Genomic DNA, 21,736 nt, shown 5'->3' on the forward strand with positions numbered 1-21,736 from the left:
AAAACTCCCTGGAGAAAATCTCCAGAGAGGGTACACTTTTAGGATAGGGCTTTCATGGCTTGATATTCCACTTTGATACAGCGATTCATGACAATATGCTCACGACCAGCTTCTCGCAGAATTTGCTCAGCATCTTCATTTTCCAGACCTAATTGTGCCCAAAAAACCTTAGCTTCTGTCTTGACAAAGTCCCTGGCCACTTCTGGTAAAAATTCACTGCGACGAAACACATTGACAATATCGATCGGTTCTGTGATGTCTAGCAGACTAGCATAGACAGTCTCACCTAAAATCGTCTCACCAGCCAGCTTAGGATTAACAGGAATAATCTTGTAGCCTGCCTCCTGCATGATGTGACTGACTTGATAGGCAACTGTCTCGGTGCGAGATGATAAGCCAACTACTGCAATGGTCTTGGCTTGACGTAAATAGTCAAAAAGCGTCTCCTGACTAGGATTTTCAAAATGATAGGTCATAAGATCTCCTTAAAAATAATTGACTGTTGAGTGTCTGGATTCACAGCAACAAGGCTTGTCTAAAGGGTTCTTTCTTGCTACTCTAGTAATCCCCTTAATCCAGGTAGGTTGTTCAGCGGCACAAATTCTGAAATTGTCTGCTAAGGCCTTGTGTAAAAGTTTGCATAACAGACGCGCTTAACTCACTTCGCCTCATACCAAGTTTCGCCGGTACTTTCATCTGCCACTAATGGTACCAAAAGCTCAATAGCTTCTTCCATGGTCTGCTTGACCAGAGCCCCAACTGCCTCTACTTCGCCTTCTGGGACTTCCAAGACGATCTCATCATGCACTTGGAGTAACATACGCGCCTGATAGCCGCCAGCAAGCAAGGCCTGATCCAGCCGAATCATAGCAACCTTGAGAATGTCAGCTGCCGAACCTTGGATAGGAGAATTAATGGCTGTGCGCTCAGCAAACTGGCGAATATTGAAGTTACGGGAATTGATATCTGGCAACTCGCGGCGACGGTTGAACAGCGTTTCCACATACCCCTTATCCTTGGCCTCGCGGACGATTGTTTCCATATAAGCTTTAATGCCAGGATAGCGCTCAAAGTAAGTATCAATGTATTCCTTAGCTAGCTTGCGAGGAATTCCCAGATTATGAGACAGGCCAAAGTCTGAGATGCCATAAACAATTCCAAAGTTAACAGCCTTAGCGTTACGACGATCATTAGCCGTAACGTCTTCTGCTTTTGCGATGCCAAAGACACGCATGGCTGTTGACGTATGAATGTCAAAGCTATCTTGAAAGGCCTGAATAAGATGAGGATCTTTAGAAATATGAGCCAGAACGCGTAATTCAATCTGAGAATAGTCCGAACTCATGAGAACACTATTTTCCCAAGATGGCACAAAGGCCTTACGAATGAGGCGCCCCTGCTCAAGTCGAATAGGGATATTTTGCAAGTTAGGATCCGTGCTGGATAACCGCCCCGTCTGGGTTAAGTCCTGCACATAGCGAGTGTGAATCTTGCCCTCAGCTGTGATAAAATCTTGTAGGCCAATCACGTAAGTCGACTGGAGCTTAGCAATCTGGCGGTAGTCCAAAATCTTAGCCACGATGGGCGATAGGGGCGCTAAGCGCTCCAGCACATCGACTGCTGTCGAGTAGCCCGTCTTGGTTTTTTTAGTCATCTCAACTGGTAGACCCAGTTTTTCAAAGAGGATGACTCCCAATTGCTTGGGAGAGTTGATGTTGAACTCCTCACCAGCCAGCTCATAGATCTCCTGCGTCAGCTTTTCAAGGACAACTTCATTTTCTGCCTGCATGGCAGTCAAGGTCTCCCGATTCACCTTGATCCCTGCGATCTCCATCTTAGCCAAGACATTAGCTAAGGGCTGCTCCATCTCAAGCAATAAATCCAGTTGCTGGTGCTCGACTAGGCGTTCTCGCATGACATTTTCTGTCTCAATGAGGACGGCAACTTTTTGGGCTAAATGGCTGAGCAGCACATCCTTTTCAGGTACTGCACGCTTGACCCCCTTACCGTAGACAGTCTCATCTGACGCCAGCTGGCGCTGACCATAAAGCGAAGCGATAGTTGCCACCGTATTATCCTCAATGGTTGACAGCAGATACTTGGCCAGTCGACTATCAAAGGCTGGCGCTGGCAGATCAATGCCGTAATGGCTGAGCAAAACCTTGGTTCGTTTAAAATCATAAGTCTTAAGAGCTGTCTTCTCTAGGAAATCCTTTAACACTTCAGAGGCAAGCAAATCCGACCCAGTCGAAGCGTAAATCTTATCCGCATCACCCCAAGCCAGACCGATGATGGGTTCAGTGTGATAATTTTCATTGAGGACTTCAACGTAGAAAAATTGATTTTCATGGAGCATGTCCTCGGTCAGCTTAGCAGCTTCAGCAACTTCCTGATAACTGATTTCTGGCTGAATCGTCTCCTCAGTATCAGCTGATACTTCCAGCTGAGCCTTGAATTGCTTAAAGCCCATTTCATCGTAAAAACGTGACAAAGCAGGATAATCCTTTGGACCAGCATAGGTAATGTCCTCAAGTCCGATGGTCAGTGGCGAGTCTGTATCAATGGTCACGAGCGTCTTAGACAGGAAAGCCACCTCTTTGTCATTGATCAGATTTTCCTTCATCTTAGACTTTTTCATACCATCGATATTAGCGTAAACGCCCTCAAGACTACCGTATTCATGGAGGAGCTTGAGGCCTGTTTTTTCACCAATTTTAGTCACACCAGGAATATTATCCGAACTATCTCCCATCAAGGCCTTGAGGTCGATAAACTGGTTCGGTGTGATGCCCATTTTCTCCATCAGGTAGACGGGCGTAAAGGATTCAAACTCAGCTACGCCTTTCTTAGAAATCTCAACCGTGGTGTGGCTATCTGTCAGCTGAATCAAGTCTTTATCACCAGAAACAATAGTAATCTCAAAGTCCTGATCTGTCAGCTCTGCTTTTTTGGCCAAAGTCCCAATAATATCATCCGCCTCGTACTGGTCCAGCTCGTAATGCTGAATACTGAGCACTTCCAGCATCTGGCGAATAAAGGGAAACTGCTCACGGAATTCATCAGGCGTCTTGGCGCGACCACCCTTGTAATCAGCATACATGGCTGTTCGGAAAGTCGTTTTGCCAGCATCAAAAGCCACCAAAATATGAGTTGGCTGAATCCGCTTAATGATGTGGTCCAACATGAGATGAAAACCATAGATAGCATTGGTGTGAAGTCCTGTCGGACTCTTAAAGCGGTCAATCTGGTTGTAGAGCGCAAAGAAAGCCCTGAAAGCCACCGATGATCCGTCAATCAATAATAATTTGTTCGTCTTATTTTCCATAGTTTTATTATACCATAGCAGCATCAGCAACATCAAAAAAAGCCCTCTGACCTTTGCAAGTCAGACAGCTCCTTTAAAACCAGATAGCTAAAATCAGCTTGATCAACAGTGGCATGACAATCACTGTGTATAGTGTGCGACTGATTTGAATACCTGCAATCTTGGCCATATCGCCACCCAATTCGCCCGCAATCAAAGAAATATCTGTCGCACCGGCAGGTGAAGATGCAAAGAGGGCTGACTGCAAATCAAGTACGCCTCGCCTATATATGACATACCCGAAAAAGGCATTAATCACCAGATAGCTTACAAGCAAAATAAGGACGGGAACAATGAGACGAACCATCTGTGACAGGCTATCACAGGTAAAATTCGTTCCGATGATTGATCCAGCCAAAATCTGCGCCAAATAACGTATTTTAGGCTGTAATTGAATGGTATTTTGACGCATTTTTAGGATTGCAGAAGCCAACAGGGAGAAGATGAGAGCTCCCACTGGTAGCCCACTCCACATTCCGATCAGGCCGGCCACCGTAGCTACAGCAAGAATGGACATATCGTTGCAAAGGCGATCATTCTGACTTAGTTTAACTGGCGTGACTTCAACTTGAACCTTTTCAGCAGTTTTATTGACAGTTCTAGGTGAAAAATGACGTAAAATAAAGCCAACCCAATTTGGCAAAATCAAGAGAATCCCGACCAGACGAGCTGTCTGCAAGGTTGCTACCACATCTGCTTGCGCTCCCATATCGATACTCAGGAGGGACACATCCATGATGCCACCAGGTAGACAGCTTAAAAAGGCCGTTACGGGATCCATTTTAAATACATAGATAAAAAGACCCCCAGTGATGAGCATATTTAGAGTAAACAAAGCCATCAGGGCCATGATCGTTGATCCTAATTTTGGTAAGTTTAGCAGATCTTTTTTGGTCACCTGTTGGCCAATATAAACACCGCTGATGATTTGCGCAACAATCTTTATGGGACGATACATCTCCATTTGGCTTGTTAGTGCTGAAACTAGACCAACAGCTATCATACTTCCAACCATATAAGGTGCGGGAAATTTTATCTTTTTGGCTAGCCATCCACCAGCAAATCCAACCCAAAAAGTTAGTATCACTGTCACCATCTCATCGTCCTTTACTTTTTTGAAACCGTATGCTTTTTAATAATAGTATATCATTTTTCAAAAATCCAAGGTTCTAAAGAATTGTTTTTTTACTGTTTTTCCAAAAAATTAAGGATAGAAAAGCAGATTCCCCACCCAATTTAAGTCGTTATCTAAATGAGTAGGCTCAGCTTTGACTTTCTCCAAAAACTTAGCTTTTTTGGCAGATAAGTCATAAGTTTCCCGTAAATCTGGGCATTGTTTCAAAGTTTTACGCAGACCCTGCTTTAACCACCAAAGGCAGATGGTTTCATGAGAACACCAGGCACTACCTCTTCTGACAATCATAAGGACGTATATACTGGAGCATTGACGAAAAGCTGCCTTCCTTGCCAATAACCCTAGGACTCAATCATGATGTCGTGTCTATATTTCCAATTGATCCTAAAAAGCTAAAACCCGAGAAGAAACTTCTCAGGCTTAGCAATGCGACCGCATTAATGCGAAAGCGATTCTACCAACTTAGGGATGTAGACTTGTAGTGCTGATGCTGTCATGACAAGGACAAAGAGATAACTTATTGTCATTGATAACTGCAGGACAAGCGGGACTTTGTAACCAGCGTGGATTTCTTTTTTCCAAAGAATCAATACAATAAATAGTCCCGCTACAGGCGTTGCTATGGCAGTTGCAACATTGGCTAAGAAGATAAGTTGAGTTGGCGAGCCATTGTAGCTAAAACAGATGAGACACGCAAATACTAAGCAAGCAACACATCCCCATCTAATAAACTTTGACTCCAAGGATACCTCTTTGTCAAAGCCAGCCCCCAACAAAACCATCCCACGTTGTGTATTCCCCAATAAGGAAGAGAAACCCGCCCCTAAAAGTGCTATTCCCATAACGATTCTAGCTGCTGATCCTAAAAATGGAACCAGTAAATCCGCCAATTGACTTGGATTTTGAATGGTAATATTTTGTGGATGTAAAACAATAGCTCCGACCAAAATGATAGCACCAGAAATAAGGATCACAGAAACAACATGAGCAATGGCATCCCAAAGCATAGCGCCGTTGAACAAGTCTTCTTTCTTCCATTTTTTCTCAACGCCAAGATAGGTTCCGTAAATACCAGCTGTCACCGCCGCATTAGTGCTAATATAGGCCAACGCTGTTGTCAAACTTCCCTCAGGAAGTTTCCAATTGAGTAAGCCTTTGCCAAATTCACTCCACTCTGGACCACCCGAGGCGACTAAAGTTGCATAAAAAGAAAGTATCATTCCTAAGATACATATAAGTATAGCTTTTTCAATTTTAGAGTAAACCCCTTTTGAAAAATAGCAATACATCAATATGACCAGCATAATGAGAGCTCCTAATTTCCAATCAATCCCGAAAATCAAATGCATCCCCGCACCAGTTCCAGATACATTTCCTAAGGTAAAGAAGAGACATGAAAGAAACAGCGCAATGCCCACAAAAGCTGAAACAGTTTTTCCATAATAGTGTCTAATGGCGTGTAAGATAGGCATTCCAGACAACATCGCAATACGATAAGACGTCAACATGAATGTCACTCTCATAAAAATAATCGGGAGCATTAGCCATAACATAGAATAGCCGTAGTTAGCACCAATCATAGCAGATGTCGTAATGTTCCCAGGACCAATAACAACACCTGTCAGAATGAGGCCTGGCCCTATCCGCTTAAGAATCTGTTTGAAACCCAATTTTTCAATTCTTTCTAAATTAGACCGGGCCTCTTTTTGATGAGATAAGTTCGTCATAACAACTGACTCCCTTCACATAATTAGTCAGCAAATTGAGTCATGTCAACCTCAGGTAAATCACTGCGCTCTAATCCTAAAGCAATCCAATCCTTCTCTTCCTGATTAAGCGGTAAAACTGGTTTTCTCATCAATCCTGATTTGAAAATGCCACGCTGAACCAATGCCTCTTTCAATCGTGCATGCGCTTCACCAGAAGGTTGTCCGCCGCCATAAATGGCCTGTGAAATGTGATAAATACGATCTGACCAAGCTTGTGCTTCTGCTAAAGTATGTTTATCTGGATTAGCAAAAACTTCACGAGCTGGGCAAATAATTTCTGGTACACAACCCGCAAAACCGATAAGTGCGCCATCCATACCTGGGAACCAGCTAACACAAAGTGTTTCGTCATGACAGGTGATCAAGGAAATATCTGGACATTCTTCGCGAAGCAAACGCACATCATGCTCATAAATGGATGTGACACGTGTTCCCATTTTGATTGACTTAACATGTTCAATTTCCTTACACATTTTGATGAGTGTTTCAACAGGATAAAAGGCTTTACTGATTGCAGGGTAAAGGTGGATAATAATGTCAATATCAGCACCATCTGCCACATCTTTCACATATTCAAATGGTGCATCCTTGTGCATTCCAAAACGTAACCACATGTGAGGAGGCATTAAAAGAATGGCATCAGCTCCTGCTTCCTTAGCCTCTTTCGCCATTTCAATACTCTCAACAGTGTTTTCACAGTTGATTCCTGAAACGATTGTCATCACATCTCCGCATTCCTCTGCACAAATTTCCACAACCCGTCGACGCTCTTCACGGCTTAACCCTGTTATTTCACCAGTGTGTCCATTACACACTAAGCCATCCATACCTTTTCCGTAAAATGTTTTAATCCAGCGAAGATACGCTCTAAAATCAGGCTCATTAATGGTATAATCATCATTTAGTGGTACTGAAACAGCAGGAAAGATTGTCTTAAAGTTCACTTGTTTAGTCATTGCTTGACTCCTTTGATTTATAATTTCGAACAAACGTTTGCTTACAAGTGCATTCTAACACTCAAAGAAAGCGTTGTCAACATTCTGTGAAGTTTCTGCAACAAATTGCATAAATAGCTTCAAAAAGCCATTTTCAAGCAAATTATTGCGAAAAAATTGATTTCAAAAGTTAATTGTTTTATAATAAAAATATACAAACGATTGCAAGGAGATGTTCTGATGACAACATTAAAAGACGTTGCTAAACTAGCTTGTGTTGATGTCAGCACCGTTTCAAGAGCGCTCAATAATTCAGCCTATGTCCATCCAGATACCAAAGCACGAATTATGGCAGCGGTAAAAGAATTAAGTTATCAACCAAATGTCCTTGCTAAAGGACTCAGAGAAGGGAAACGAAATACAATAGGTGTCGTTGTCCCTCACCTTCATTTGACAGTATTTGCTGAGATTACACAAGGCATTGAAGAAGCAGCTACTAAAGCAGGTTATGCCACCCTCATCTGCAATACCAATGATGATCCCTCAATCGAAAAAGAATGCTTAAATAGGCTTCGTAATGGTTTTGTAGATGGTATCATCATAGCCGGGACAGGACATAATAAAAAATTATTGAAGGACATTCAAGTTAGTGGAATAGCAATTACTCAAATCATGAGACGTCAAAATTCAGACATTAGCTGCGTCTCTGTTGACTATAAAAAAAGTGCTTATGAAGCAACTCAATATTTTGCTAAAAAAGGATGTCACAACATTGGACTAATAAATGGAAGCATGAAAATTCCTCCTTATCAAGAACGGTACGAAGGGTATAAAAAGGCAATAAAAGAGCTAGGATTAACTGAAACCCTTGCTGAATCAAATGGTGCGGTAAACACTCTAGAATATGGCTATCATTGCACTAAAGAGCTCTTAAACAAAAATCCTAACCTTGATGCTATTATTGCAGCGGTTGATGCTCAAGGTATTGGAGCCCTTAGAGTATTAAAAGAAGAAGCTATTGCCGTGCCAGACAGTATAAAATTAATCAGCCTCACTGGCCAAGAAATTGGCTCCGTCCTACAAACCACAATGACTGCCATGGAAATACCAGCTGTTGACATCGGAAGACAGGCTGCTATGATGACTATTGAGGACATCAAAAGTAAGGATAAACATGTCGTTCAGAAAAACCTTATTTTCTCATCAAAACTTGTAGAGCGAGAAAGTTCGTAGACCTAACCAGTTCTCTCTGATTTGCTAATCCTCTGCAAATTCATAAAATGCTTAAAACTCCTCAGTTGGTCTCTGAACTGAGGAGTCATTTTCTTAATTAAATCGGTTGTGTCAGGAAGCTTCTGCTTTCCAAAACTTTAAGCATAGCGTTAGCTGTATCCAGGGCGGTGAAGAGAGGAACACCGCTTTCGACAGCTGCTTGGCGAATCATCGCACCGTGTTGACCTGCAGTACGCTTGGTACCAACCGTGTTGATGATGGCTTGAACCTTGCCCTGACGAATAAGACTGAGAATATCTTCATCATTTTCGCCAATTTTAGCGACGCTTCGAGCGAGAACGCCTTGACTTGTCAAGAATTGAGCTGTTCCTGCGGTTGCTAAGATACCGTAGCCGATATTTTGGAAACGGCGCGCCATCTCGACAATCTCATTTTTACTGTCATCTGCAATGGTAAAAATGACGTTGCCGAAGGTTGGCAGGTGCAGATAGCTCGCTTCAAAGGCCTTGTAAAGGGCTTTTTCAAGCGTAGCATCAGAACCCATAACCTCACCGGTCGATTTCATCTCAGGTCCTAAGAGACTATCGACCTTGGCCAATTTAGTGAAAGAGAAGACTGGTGCTTTGACATGCACCTGTTGGCTCTCTGGGTAAAGACCATCTGAATAACCAAGAGCAGCTAAGGTTTTCCCTAAAATCAACTGAGTAGCTACTTGAGCCATCGGAATCCCCGTCACCTTGGACAAAAATGGTACCGTGCGACTAGCACGTGGATTGACTTCAATGACAAAGACTTGCTCGTCTTTGATGACAAACTGAATGTTCATCATGCCAACACAATTAAGACCGACAGCTAAACGTTTAGTATAGTCTACAATGGTATCTTGAACCTGCTTAGATAGTGTTTGCGGTGGGTAAACTGCCATGGAGTCTCCTGAGTGAACCCCTGCTCGCTCGATGTGTTCCATAATGCCAGGAATAAGGACATGGGTCCCATCTGAGATGGCATCCACCTCACATTCCTGCCCAACGATATAAGAATCAACGAGGACTGGATGGTCAGGACTGGCCTTGACCGCTGTCCGCATATAAGTCCGAAGATCTGCTTCGTTCTCAACGATTTCCATAGCTCGGCCGCCGAGCACATAGGACGGCCGCACGAGGACAGGAAAACCAATCTTGCGGGCTGCTTCAACCGCTTCTTCCTCATTAGTTGCAGTTTGTCCTGGTGGCTGTGGAATGCTCAAATCTTTCAAGGCTTTTTCAAACAAATCACGATCTTCTGCACGATCCAAGTCCCTTACCTGAGTACCGAGGATCTTGACACCTGCTTCTGCCAACGGTCCAGCCAGATTAATCGCCGTTTGCCCACCAAACTGCAGCACAACCCCAAGAGGCTGTTCGAGGTCAATGACATTCATGACATCTTCAAATGTTAATGGCTCGAAGTAAAGTTTATCAGAAATTGAGAAGTCTGTTGATACCGTCTCTGGATTTGAATTCATGATAATGGCTTCATAACCTGCTGCTTGAATAGCCTTAACAGAATGAACAGTCGCATAGTCAAACTCCACTCCTTGCCCAATCCGAATCGGACCTGATCCCAATACGAGAACAGATGGTTTTTCAGAGCGAATGGATTCATTTTCAAAAGCGTAGGTTGAGTAGAAATAAGGCGTCTCAGAGGCAAACTCGGCTGCACAGGTGTCAACCATTTTGTAGACTGGCAAAATGTGATTCTCTAGACGCAATTGACGAACTTCAGCTGGACTGCTATTCCAAAGATCAGCAATTTTACGATCGGCAAAACCGTTTTGCTTGGCTAATTTCAGAACAGTCAAGTCTTGCGGCGCTCGGCTGAGAGCTTGTTCGATTTCAAAAATATGGAACAACTTGTCTAAGAAGAAAGCATCTATTTTGGTCAGCTCTGCCAGCTCCTCAACCGCGTAGCCACGGCGTATAGCCTCTGATAGGTAAAAAAGACGGTCATCCTGAGCCTTGAGCAGTTTTTCAACCAAAAGCTCATCTGAAACAGACGCCAACTCAGGCATTTCATTGTGAGAAACACCGATTTCAAGAGAACGACAGGCCTTGAGGAGACTTTCCTCAATGTTACGACCGATGGCCATCACTTCGCCAGTCGCTTTCATCTGAGTTCCGAGACGGCGTTCCCCATGTTCAAACTTGTCAAATGGGAAACGAGGAATCTTGGCCACAACATAGTCTAAGGCAGGCTCAAACATGGCATAGGTCGAGCCTGTCACGGGATTAATCATCTCATCCAGAGTCAAGCCAACTGCAATCTTAGCAGCCAACTTAGCAATGGGGTAACCAGTTGCTTTAGAAGCTAAGGCAGAGGAGCGTGACACGCGGGGATTAACCTCGATGACATAGTATTTGAAGCTGTGCGGATCAAGGGCCAACTGAACATTACAACCACCCTCAATCTTCAGAGCACGAATAATCTTGAGACTAGCATCGCGCAACAGTTGATTTTCAATATCAGACAAGGTTTGGGTCGGCGCAAAGACGATCGAATCACCTGTGTGAATGCCAACAGGGTCAAAGTTTTCCATATTGCAGACAACAAGAGCATTATCAGCAGAATCGCGCATGACCTCGTACTCAATTTCCTTAAAGCCAGCGATAGAGCGCTCAATCAAGCACTGGGTTACTGGAGATAATTTCAAACCGTTTTCCGCAATCTCACGCAAGTCTTCTTCATTGGCGCACATACCGCCACCAGTACCACCAAGGGTAAAGGCAGGACGGACAATGACAGGGTAGCCAATACGAGCTGCAAAATCAACTGCTTCTTCAACGGTGTTGACAATCTCAGACTCTGGAATCGGCTGATCCAGCTCTTCCATGAGTTGCTTGAAAAGGTCACGATCCTCGGCCTGATCAATGGCAGAAAGCTTTGTCCCCAAAAGTTCCACACCAAGTTCATCTAGGACACCTGCTTTTGACAAAAGCATCGCCATATTAAGACCAGTTTGACCACCGAGAGTTGGTAAGAGTGCATCAGGACGCTCTTTACGCAGGATACGGCTTACAAATTCCAGAGTAATTGGCTCGATGTAGACCCTATCAGCAATCTCCTTATCAGTCATGATAGTGGCAGGGTTTGAATTGACCAGAACAACCTGATAGCCTTCTTCTTTAAGAGCTAAGCAGGCCTGAGTCCCAGCGTAGTCAAATTCGGCTGCTTGACCAATCACAATTGGCCCTGAGCCAATTACCATAATTTTTTTAATATCAGTACGTTTTGGCATAATTGAGATATAAAGATATTCAGCGGACATAGGCAGACTAAAACATAAACTAAACCAACTTTGTCACTTCACCCCGCGCGGTTGTGATAGTTCACAATTGCCTAAACAAGCAGAACTCATAATCAACCTCTAGGTGATGAAAATGGTGACAAAAACGTTTACATCAGTTTTTTGCCACATGCCGCAGTCCGTTCATTTTAGAACACAAGACTGAAACCTTTGTTTTCCTTTCTTCATTTGCTACCTCACAGGATAGCTTTAAACTCGCTTTATCAGGCGTTGGGACGGGAATTGACTTTTTTTAAACAGTAGCAAAAATTCATAGCTAAACTGGTCTCAAGAGATTGAGCATAAGAAAGCAAGGTTTACTAGGTCTTACTCTCCTTGCACAATCCAGAATCCTTTTAATAGCTATAACATTATAGGTACAGTCGGCCCAACAGGGCGAACGTTACAAAGTTAACTTCTTTGAGATTACGCTTTCTGCTCTGCTCCCTTAAAATGATCCATCAGCTCCATAAAATCATCAAAGAGATAGCTAGCGTCATGTGGACCAGGTGCAGCATCCGGATGAAATTGGACCGAAAAAGCTGGAAAATCGCGGTGACGAACACCTTCGACAGACCTGTCGTTAATCTCTTCATGAGTGATGATAAGACTGTCTGGCAAGTGTTCACGTGACACCGCAAACCCATGGTTTTGACTGGTAAAATCAACACGTCCTGTTGCGATCTCGCGAACCGCATGGTTAAAGCCACGGTGACCGAAGGTCATTTTGTAAGTTGAAGCCCCATTGGCCTTGCTAAAAAGCTGATGGCCCATACAGATTCCAAATAGTGGAATTTTACCTTGAATGCCTCGAATCATGTCAAGCGCCCATGGCACATCGTCTGGATTGCCAGGACCATTTGACAACATGACACCATCTGGATCAAGAGCCAAAATCGTTTCCGCAGTTGTGTCATGCGGCACAACCGTTACATTGCACTCACGCTTGGCCAATTCCCGCAAAATAGAATGCTTCAAGCCGAAATCAACAAGAACCACATTGCGCCCGACACCTGGTGCAGGATAGGCTGTCTTTGTTGAAACCTGAGCGATATTATCGGTCGGCAAAACTGTCGCTCGCAATTGATCCAATTGATGTTCCAAATTATCTCCAATATTTGACAAGGTCGCCTTCATCGTCCCGTGTTTTCGGATAATTCGAGTTAAGGCACGGGTGTCAATCCCAGCAATTCCCGGAATGTTTTTGGCCTTTAAAAACTGATCTAAGGTCATCTGATGACGCCAATTACTGCCTTTACGCGCCCATTCATACACAACAACTCCACGGCAGGTCGGCTGAATCGACTCATAATCATCACGGTTGATACCGTAATTTCCAATCATCGGATAAGTAAAGGTTAAAATCTGCCCATTGTAAGACTGGTCTGTAATCGATTCTTGATAGCCCGTCATCCCCGTACTAAAGACCAATTCACCGGTTGCATCACAGTTCGCACCGAAAGCTTCCCCTTCAAACACCGTACCATCTTCTAAGATTAAACGTCTTCTTGCCATTATCGCTCCCTTTATCGCTAAACTAAGCCCGACCTTGTAGCACAGCTTCAATGATAGCCATCCGCACAAACACACCATTTGTCATCTGCGCAACAATCCGTGATTTTGGTGCTTCAACCAAGTGATCGTCAATCTCTACATCCCGATTGACCGGTGCAGGGTGCATGACAATGGCATTATCTTTCAATAAATCATAACGCGCCTGTGTCAAACCGAATTGACTATTATAGGCTTCTTTAGAAAAACTCGTTTCTCCATCGTGACGCTCGTGTTGCACACGCAAAAGCATGACCACATCAAGTTCTGTGATGACGTCATCAATTGCTACATGACGACCATAAACATCAAACTCTGAGGAGTACCATTCAGCTGGACCTGTAAAATAAAGGGTTGCCCCCAAACGTTTCAGGATTTCCATATTTGATTTGGCAACACGAGAGTGGGTCAAGTCGCCACAAATGGCTATTTTCAGCCCTTCAAAATAACCAAACTCTTCATAAATCGTCATCAAATCAAGAAGCGACTGGCTCGGATGTTGACCAGATCCGTCACCACCATTAACAATGGCACAGCGGATACTATCGCTCTCAACCAATTCCTTATAGTAATCCACATCAGGGTGGCGAATCACACAGACATCTGTCCCCAGCGCTGACATGGTTAACACTGTATCATAAAGCGTCTCTCCCTTATTCACTGAGCTGGTCTTGGCATCAAAATCTACCAAATCAAGCCCTAACTTCATCTCAGCTACTTCAAAGGATTTATGTGTCCGTGTTGAAGATTCAAAGAAAAGGTTTGCCGCAAAATATTGACGTTGCGGTGTAAACGTTGCGCGATTATTCTTAAAATCCGAACCTCTGGTAATCAATCCCAGCACTTCTTCATTTGTTAGCCATTCCATACTAACCAGATTTTGTAGGGAAACTTGACCATTTAAAATTGACATGAGAACTCCTTTTCGTTTATGTGAGTGAGTTAATAGACTTGTTCGGAAAACTACCATAATTTTTTCATGATGAGCTAGAAATCCCAGCATGCAGACGCTATCCGACCAAGTTTAAGGTAAGAATTTGTGTTCACAAGCAAGATACTTGAGAAAGGCAATATTTTTTGATTATCCAAACAGTTTTTGATGAGGTAGAGGTTCCCCATCAAAGGCTAACAACGACTGTAAAAAACGTACACTTTCGACTAGGGTTTTAAGATTGCAAATTGCAGGATTGATATGATTTTAGTATCATTACCACTTCTCCAAGCTGCTACGTTAAGCTGTTTTCACTGAGCAAAATAGCGAGTTCACTCTCTGCTAACAGCCTGAAAAGTGGCAAGACGAAACTTTTAAAATGTATCTTTGCCAATAACGACTACTAATCCACCGTTAGCAAGTAAACAGCATCTTCACCATCAACTTCTTCAACTTTGACAACAATCTCCTCCACACGGCTGGTCGGAATATTTTTTCCGACATAGTCCGCACGGATTGGCAGTTCGCGGTGCCCACGGTCAACGAGTACCGCTAGACTAACGCGAGCAGGCCGTCCTAGGCTGACCAAGTTATCGATAGCTGCGCGGATTGTTCGCCCAGTATAGAGCACATCATCTACCAAGATGACGTCTCGATCTGTGACATCAGCTGTCATCTCTGTCTTGTCTTCTTCAACCTTGATGTCATCTCGAAACGGCTTGGTATCAAGAGAGCCAACAGGTACTTCAACACCTTCTAATTGCAAAAGACGCTCCTGAATCCGTTTGGCGAGTGGTAAGCCCCGCGTCTGAATCCCAGCTAGAACGATATTATCCAAGCTCTTATTGCGCTCGATAATTTCATAAGTGATCCGAGTGATGGCACGTTTCATAGTCATACCATCCACGATTTCTTTTGTTTTCACGACAATCTCCTTTATCCTTTTTGCTCAAAAGAAAGAGCATCCCCTTCAAGGAGATGCTCAAAATTCAGGCATGACACAACAGCCATCCCTAAGTTTATCCGTCTCCTTAACTGCCTCTCTGGACAGCCTTAAAGGAATTTTATGAACTCCATTATACCAGACTTCTTTATAATTACAAGAAAAAAATCTAGCAGATAGTCAAAAACCGATCGTTTTTTGACAAATCGGTTTGACTGTTATGATATTTTAAGGTCTTACTTTTCGGCGAATACTCTTAAGGCCGTATAAAAGATAGCCTCCGATAATGTAGGCCACACAGATAACAACTACCCAACGTAGCACATAGCCCCAGCCATATTTCGTTACATTAATGAAAAAGTAAGGAAAGGGACTATCTTTAGCATCTGGAATAGGAATCTTCGTTACCAAGCCATTAAAGAGGGCAAAAATGCAGTAAACTAACGGTGTCAGCGCCCAAAGGATCGGATCGAAAATTTTATACTGTCCCTGTTGATCAAAAATCAAGGTGTCCAGAAACATCAAGGCTGGTACTAAATAATGACAAATAATGTTCTCTACCCGCCAAAAATCATCTGCAATCGGAGCCAACATAAAATGATAAACCACCATGGTAATCATGATAGCCATGGTCACAGCGGCCTTAAGTCGCAACACTTTTGGTGCAGACCAAACTGACTTAGGTTGCGTCATCATGAGGCGTACTTGATAAGTCATAAACAAAAAGACCATCGCGTTTGACAAAATAGTATAGTACATGAACATGTAGCCACCGTACTTGACCACTTCTAAGACTATACCAATCAAAGACAGCAATACAAGTTGCAGACGATAGTAAAGAATGTTTTGATCCTTCATTTTACACCTTTTTAACAAACTCTGACTTGAGCTTCATAGCGCCAAAGCCGTCAATTTTACAGTCAATATTGTGATCGCCTTCAACTAGACGAATATTTTTGACACGAGTGCCTTGTTTGATGTCTTTAGGTGCTCCCTTAACTTTAAGATCCTTAATAACTGTAACAGTGTCACCGTCCTGCAATAGCGCACCGTTACTGTCTTTCACAACTAGACCTGCTTCCACTTCAGCTTTATCAGCTGGATTCCACTCGTGGGCACACTCTGGGCAGACAAGCATCAGGCCATCTTCATAAGTATAAGGCGACTGGCATTGCGGGCAGTTTGGTAAAGTTTCCATTTTTGTATTCTCACTTTCATTTTCTAGGCTATATTATAGCAAAAATAGACCATCAAAACAAGGTTTCTGAAATTTTCAGGAATGCTTGAGTAAAAATCCTGCTATCATAGGACAGCAGGACTAAGGCTATATGTTCGCAAGCAAGTTGCTTAGATTTTTGTTGCTTTGATGGGCTACTGGTTATCTGCATATTTCTAAACAATTGAACTGCTGATATCGTCATGTCTCCATCACATTAAAGACAGAAATGTTAGTGGTATTTTTAAGACTTCTTATTTGGTAAGGGGGCTACACTGACCGGCCACAAAAAGCCAATCACAAGCCCCACAAGGGTAGGCACGATCCATCCCATACCAATCGCTGAGAATGGCAAGATGCTGTGCGCTAAAGAAACGATGGACGACACTACTGGATTGGTACTCCAAGGCGAACTCGCCAAACCGTCTACAATAGCTGGTAACAAGGTCAGATAAACCGTCCAGCGATAAACCGCTGCGTTGCCTTTGACCCATTTTTCCAAAAGCGCTAAAAGCACTAAGGCGATGGCCAGAGGGTAAATAAACATCAGCACTGGAATCGAGTAGGCAATGATGTTCGTCAAACCGACATTGGCAAAAATCATCGGAAAAATCGTCGTCAGAGCAAGGAAAGTACTATAAGATACTGACGGGAACATCTCCGCAAAAGTCTCAGAAAAAGCTGTCAAGAGCCCAACAGCGGTCTTCAAGCAACCAAGAAAAACAATCAAGGCTAAAAGAATAGAGCCTGCTGTTCCAAGATAATGTCCCGCAATTTGCGCTAGGGCAATGCCACCATTCTCAGAAAGCGCAAATTGACCAAGGCTTGTCGCACCAGCATAGGCAAGAAGACCATAAATCAAGCCCATCAAGACCATGCTGATAACACCTGACTTCACCATGTCAGTCGCAATTTGGCTCGGCTCTTTCACGCCAAGGTTCTTAAGAGCAGAAATAACCAAGATAGCAAAAGCAAGAGCCGCTAACACATCAAGCGTATTATAGCCTTCTAAAATACCCGTCGCAAAGGCATTTGACTGGTAGGCTTCCTGCACCATAGCTTGCGAACTAGCTCCCATGGGATTCACAACAACCATGATTAACAAAATTCCCAGCACAACTAAAAAGGCAGGATTAAGGTACTTTCCAACATAATCTAAGAGTTTGGTTGCTCTACGCGACATTATCCAAGCCAAAGCAAAGAAAAATACGGAGTATACTGCCAGAGCAACTGCATTTCCCTCGCCAACAAAGGGAACGAGACCAATCTGGAAGGATGTACTAGCCAGACGAGGAATTGCAAAGAAAGGACCGATCACCAAATATAGCAAGACGGTAAAGAAGACACCGAATCGATGACCAACACGAGAAGCGAGTTCGTAGACACTCCTGCTACGCGTAAAAGCCATGCCGACAATAGCTAAAAACGGCAACCCAATAGCAGATACCAGAAACCCCAGAACTGCTTGCCAGACATTAGCTCCTGCTTCTTGACCCATATGAACTGGAAAAATCAGATTTCCTGCCCCAAACAGGATGCCAAAAAGCATTGACCCAATGGTGAAATAATCTTTTTTAGTGAGTGTTTTGGTCATATAATCTCCTTTATGACATGTTTATAGTATAGTAAAACAAAACCACCCGCTCCATACAGAACAGGTGGTTAGTAGCTCCCATTCTGTGGTCATCACGAACAGGACTAGATACAAAATAGTACCAGTCCTTAATCCATAATGACCACAAGTGCAACATTAAAACATGCTACCATGAGAGACTCCTCTTTTCGATTACTATTGCCCTATTATACCCTAAGATAGACCGTTGCGCAAGAGGAATGATGTAAAAATGTTAAAAACGAGAGTGAGACAGACAGTCATGATAGCTTCTCCCATGTCTTGAAATTGAAGATTAGTGTGAAACCAAATTTTAAAGAAATTTTTAATTTTTTATGTGTTTTATATATATCTTTTTCGTGTTTTTTATGTGTTTTTTGCAGATTTACATTTTTAGTTATTTAAATAAATAAAAATATATGCTATAATTAATATGAAGTTAAGAGGCTTTACACTTATTCTACACTTATAAAATATTGTTTCTAATCCCGTTTAACTCTACTGCAAAATAATGTAAAATAAAACGGAGGGCTAACATGAAAAAAAATCTACTGATATCGGCCGCCTCTCTTATCGGCGTCACTCTTTTAGGTTTGATCTTCTTTCAATCAAAAGTCCAAAGCTCTACTAGTACAACTGTAGGTGATTCTCTCCCCGAAAATCAAACTATCCGAATTATGTATGAAAAATGGAGAAACGCTAGCGAAGAAGAAGTTAATGCTTACTTTCAACCGTTTAGTGATGATAAAAAAATTATCGCTGATCCATCAGGAGGTTTTCTAACCTCAATTGACGATAATTATACAGTGTCTAAAAGACAGGATTGGACTGGTCGTGACATAGTGCAGTCGTTTGATGATCCTAAGGTTGCTGCCACCATCGGCGAAGTAAAAGCTTATTTAAGAGAGCATTAATTCTTAATTGTTCACAACTCATATTAAAGCCTTTTAACACATAGAGTCTGAGACAGAGCATCATGATGTCCCAGACTCTTTTTAGTATTTTAATGCCGTGCATCAAGCATTTATTTCCTTTGTAAAATGGTCCGAACACGCTGTTTTAGGTCAGGTAAAACCTCATCGGTAAACCAAGGATTCTTAGCCATCCAAAGCTGGTTTCTAGGAGACGGGTGAACCAGTGGAAAATACTTAGGCAAGTAGGATTGGTAGTTTTTAACTGTCTCTGTTAAGGTGACAGTCTTTTTCTGATTCAGGTAATACTGCTGAGCATAGCTCCCAACAAGGCAAATCAGGTCCACATTTGGCATAAGCGCTAACAGCTGAGGATGCCATTTGGGTGCAAAATCCGGACGCGGTGGCAAGTCACCAGATTTTCCTGAACCTGGAAAGTAAAAATCCATAGCTAGCACACCAAACAAGCCTGATCGATAAAAAGTTTCCTCATCAACACCCAGCCAATCGCGCAGACGATCGCCCGATTTATCCTTAAAATAAAGCCCCGCCTCCTGAGTTTTCAAGCCCGGCGCTTGCCCGATAATGACAATCCTCGCCGTTTCAGGTGCTGCAAAAAGAGGAGCAATTCCTGCTTCTGTGAAAAAGCGATTGGCAGGATCTGCCATGATAGCCTGCTTGATTTGTTCTTGTGGTGTCATGCGAAACCTTTCCTATACTGAGATAGGTATACTGATAGCTTTCCCTATCTAACAAAACGAATGTCTCTTAACCTTTAATGACTAAAGTAACTAGATAAAACCCAATTTGTGAACTATACTATTAGTGATAAATTCATTAAGGAGTGAATTAAAATGAAAGATTTAAGAAAAAAGGTTGTTTTAGCAGGTTTGCTGCGTAGTGGTATCGTTCTCCTCATTATGGGAGTGGGAACTTACTTTACCTATCAAAGCGGTGATACCAAACAATATCACCAAATGCTTGCTGTAACTGTCATATCAAGTTCAGTTGCTGGAGCTAGCGCCATTTATGACTATGATGTTTGGTCAGTTAAAAAGAAAATTGTGGTTCACACTATTTGTATGCTACTGACCGTTTATCCTAGTTTGATTTATAGCGGCTGGTATGACACAACAAGCGCTTGGGGATATCTAATGGCACTTCTTTCTTTTATAGCCTTTGGCCTTATCTTTTGCACAATAGGTTATCTTGTTAGTAAGTATATTCTTAAAAATATCCCTGAAAAATAAAGAGAGTGAGACGACAAAATCGCATTTCTACGAAATTACAGATTTTTATTTGTATCCTTCAAAGATTACATGCTTTTGGGGTGTGGGCGAAGCTATCTGTCCCACTCTCTTTTTGCTCTCCTTTTTTATAAAACCACTCACTCTTTATAGCTTACTTAATCAATTCGTAAATAGCCTCTGCATAAATCGCAGCTGCTCGGTAGAGGTCTTCCACTTCCACAAATTCATTGGCCTGGTGCATGGTATCTGTGTAACCTGGGAACATTGCACCGTAAGCAACGCCGCGTTTGAGGAGACGGCCAAAAGTTCCCCCGCCAATGATTTGCTCATAGCCCCTAAGACCGGTGTGTCGTTCATAAACATCTAGAAGGGTTGACACCAATGGATCTTCCATCGGCACATAATGCGGAGTATGCCCCGTACTTGATAGGGTTACGCTAGCGACACCATCAAGCTTCTCTAGCTGAGCCTGAATGATTTCAGGACTTGTTCCTTGCGGGTAACGGAAGTTGAGGGCAATGGTGTTGTCATCAGCAGTCACATCGTACTTAAAGACGCCTGCGTTCATGGTCAATTGCCCCATACGCTCGTCTGTATAGGCCACACCTATTTTCTCAGCATAATGGTCTTCCAAAAGAAGCTGACCAGCCAGTTTCAGGTAGTCTGCTGCTGGACCTGCAAAAGCAAAATCGGAAAGAAATGCTGCTAGGTAAGTTGCGCCATTGATCCCTGCTTCAGGGTGAGCACCGTGAGCAGATTTACCAACAATGGTCACTTGAAGCTGACCATTTGTCAAACGCTCTACCTGAGCAGAAGTCACCGGCTGTTCTGCCACAAAAGCGTCCAGCTTGCCTTGTAAGTCATCACTAGTCACAGCACCTGAAATCACAGCTGTCGCTGATTCAGGTACCATGTTTTCGCGCAAGCCCCCTTTAAAGCTATGCAAAACGACATCGCCTTCATTTTGTCCTGCAAAATGGAGATAGGCCGTAATATTTCCCTTCTCTCCATTGATAATCGGAAATTCTGCATCTGGTGAGAAACCAAAATCTGGCTCAGGCAGACCAACATGCTCAAAGTAATAATCCATATCTGCCCAGCCTGATTCTTCATCCGTACCGACAACGAAACGGACCTTTTTCGACACTGGCAAACCTAAATCCTTGATAATCTTGAGACCATAGTAACAGGCAACGGTTGGCCCCTTGTCATCAGATGAGCCGCGCGCATAGAGCTTACCGTCCTTGATAACAGGGCTGTAAGGATCCGTATCCCAGCCAGATCCAGCTGGCACCACATCCAAGTGAGCAAAAATGCCTAGCTCTTCCTCACCCTCACCAAAGGTGAAATGACCAGCATAGTTGTCTACATTTTTCGTCTCGTAACCATCGCGCTCCGCGATTTCTAGGAATTTCTCCAAAGCTTTAACAGGACCAGGCCCAAAGGGATGCTGGGCATCAGCTTTGTTGTCATCACGCTCTGAATTAATCTTCAAAAGCGTGAACAAATCCGCCATCATGGCTTCACGACGTTTCTCTACTTCTGCTTTAAAATCAATTGTCAT

At 43.1% G+C, this 21,736-nt stretch carries 17 protein-coding genes; 3 read left to right on the top strand and 14 right to left on the bottom strand.

The annotated features are described in order from the left end of the window. Nucleotides 1–38 precede the first annotated feature (38 nt). The 5 genes from A3I5_RS0101355 to A3I5_RS0101375 all read right to left on the bottom strand — a co-directional run bounded on the left by A3I5_RS0101355 (nucleotide 39) and on the right by A3I5_RS0101375 (nucleotide 7,224). Complete coding sequence (locus tag A3I5_RS0101355) at nucleotides 39–476, bottom strand: CoA-binding protein (RefSeq protein WP_018372820.1); 438 nt, start codon at nucleotides 474–476, stop codon at nucleotides 39–41. Between the two features lie 182 nt (nucleotides 477–658). Beyond that, a complete protein-coding gene (polA, locus tag A3I5_RS0101360) occupies nucleotides 659–3,325 on the bottom strand; it encodes a DNA polymerase I (RefSeq protein ID WP_040834446.1) in 2,667 nt (888 codons plus the stop codon). A gap of 73 nt (nucleotides 3,326–3,398) precedes the next feature. Continuing rightward, nucleotides 3,399–4,460, bottom strand: a complete 1,062-nt coding sequence (locus A3I5_RS0101365) for an AbrB family transcriptional regulator (RefSeq protein ID WP_018372822.1) — start codon at nucleotides 4,458–4,460, stop codon at nucleotides 3,399–3,401. A gap of 476 nt (nucleotides 4,461–4,936) precedes the next feature. After that, entirely contained in the window at nucleotides 4,937–6,226 is a 1,290-nt protein-coding gene (locus A3I5_RS0101370; protein WP_018372824.1) for an Nramp family divalent metal transporter, read from the bottom strand. A gap of 23 nt (nucleotides 6,227–6,249) precedes the next feature. Beyond that, a complete protein-coding gene (locus tag A3I5_RS0101375; RefSeq protein WP_018372825.1) occupies nucleotides 6,250–7,224 on the bottom strand; it encodes a dihydrodipicolinate synthase family protein in 975 nt (324 codons plus the stop codon). A gap of 219 nt (nucleotides 7,225–7,443) precedes the next feature. Between A3I5_RS0101375 and A3I5_RS0101380 the strand changes: the two genes are divergently transcribed. Then, complete coding sequence (locus A3I5_RS0101380; protein ID WP_018372826.1) at nucleotides 7,444–8,436, top strand: LacI family DNA-binding transcriptional regulator; 993 nt, start codon at nucleotides 7,444–7,446, stop codon at nucleotides 8,434–8,436. Between the two features lie 97 nt (nucleotides 8,437–8,533). Here the strand turns inward: A3I5_RS0101380 and carB are convergent, their stop codons facing one another. The 7 genes from carB to brnQ form a co-directional block, all read right to left on the bottom strand. Beyond that, a complete protein-coding gene (carB, locus tag A3I5_RS0101385; RefSeq protein WP_026216862.1) occupies nucleotides 8,534–11,710 on the bottom strand; it encodes a carbamoyl-phosphate synthase large subunit in 3,177 nt (1,058 codons plus the stop codon). Between the two features lie 474 nt (nucleotides 11,711–12,184). After that, nucleotides 12,185–13,273 carry a carbamoyl phosphate synthase small subunit gene (locus A3I5_RS0101390; RefSeq protein ID WP_018372828.1) on the bottom strand — a complete coding sequence of 363 codons (1,089 nt, stop codon included), beginning with the start codon at nucleotides 13,271–13,273 and terminating at the stop codon, nucleotides 12,185–12,187. A gap of 22 nt (nucleotides 13,274–13,295) precedes the next feature. Then, nucleotides 13,296–14,222, bottom strand: coding sequence for an aspartate carbamoyltransferase catalytic subunit (locus A3I5_RS0101395; RefSeq protein WP_018372829.1), 927 nt, complete (start codon nucleotides 14,220–14,222; stop codon nucleotides 13,296–13,298). Between the two features lie 421 nt (nucleotides 14,223–14,643). Beyond that, nucleotides 14,644–15,165 (bottom strand): bifunctional pyr operon transcriptional regulator/uracil phosphoribosyltransferase PyrR, encoded by a 522-nt coding sequence (pyrR, locus tag A3I5_RS0101400; protein WP_018372830.1) that lies wholly within the window; start codon nucleotides 15,163–15,165, stop codon nucleotides 14,644–14,646. Nucleotides 15,166–15,411: 246 nt separating this feature from the next. After that, nucleotides 15,412–16,041: a Pr6Pr family membrane protein gene (locus A3I5_RS0101405; RefSeq protein WP_018372831.1), complete on the bottom strand. Its 630-nt coding sequence runs from the start codon at nucleotides 16,039–16,041 to the stop codon at nucleotides 15,412–15,414. A 1-nt stretch (nucleotide 16,042) separates the two neighbouring features. Continuing rightward, a complete protein-coding gene (locus A3I5_RS0101410; protein WP_018372832.1) occupies nucleotides 16,043–16,381 on the bottom strand; it encodes a zinc ribbon domain-containing protein YjdM in 339 nt (112 codons plus the stop codon). Between the two features lie 262 nt (nucleotides 16,382–16,643). After that, nucleotides 16,644–17,993, bottom strand: coding sequence for a branched-chain amino acid transport system II carrier protein (gene brnQ / locus A3I5_RS0101415; RefSeq protein ID WP_018372833.1), 1,350 nt, complete (start codon nucleotides 17,991–17,993; stop codon nucleotides 16,644–16,646). 554 nt (nucleotides 17,994–18,547) lie between these two features. On the opposite strand from brnQ, the gene A3I5_RS11440 reads away from it, so the two are divergent. Next, nucleotides 18,548–18,925: a hypothetical protein gene (locus tag A3I5_RS11440; RefSeq protein WP_018372834.1), complete on the top strand. Its 378-nt coding sequence runs from the start codon at nucleotides 18,548–18,550 to the stop codon at nucleotides 18,923–18,925. A gap of 110 nt (nucleotides 18,926–19,035) precedes the next feature. Here the strand turns inward: A3I5_RS11440 and A3I5_RS0101425 are convergent, their stop codons facing one another. Beyond that, nucleotides 19,036–19,623 (bottom strand): uracil-DNA glycosylase family protein, encoded by a 588-nt coding sequence (locus A3I5_RS0101425; protein ID WP_018372835.1) that lies wholly within the window; start codon nucleotides 19,621–19,623, stop codon nucleotides 19,036–19,038. Between the two features lie 153 nt (nucleotides 19,624–19,776). Between A3I5_RS0101425 and A3I5_RS11445 the strand changes: the two genes are divergently transcribed. Then, complete coding sequence (locus tag A3I5_RS11445) at nucleotides 19,777–20,172, top strand: DUF3021 family protein (RefSeq protein ID WP_018372836.1); 396 nt, start codon at nucleotides 19,777–19,779, stop codon at nucleotides 20,170–20,172. 151 nt (nucleotides 20,173–20,323) lie between these two features. Here the strand turns inward: A3I5_RS11445 and pepV are convergent, their stop codons facing one another. Then, the gene (pepV, locus tag A3I5_RS0101435) at nucleotides 20,324–21,736 is read right to left on the bottom strand and encodes a dipeptidase PepV (protein WP_018372837.1); all 1,413 of its coding nucleotides are present in this window, start codon (nucleotides 21,734–21,736) and stop codon (nucleotides 20,324–20,326) included.

It is taken from the genome of Streptococcus merionis DSM 19192 (assembly GCF_000380085.1).
GTDB classification, from domain to species: Bacteria; Bacillota; Bacilli; order Lactobacillales; family Streptococcaceae; genus Streptococcus; species Streptococcus merionis.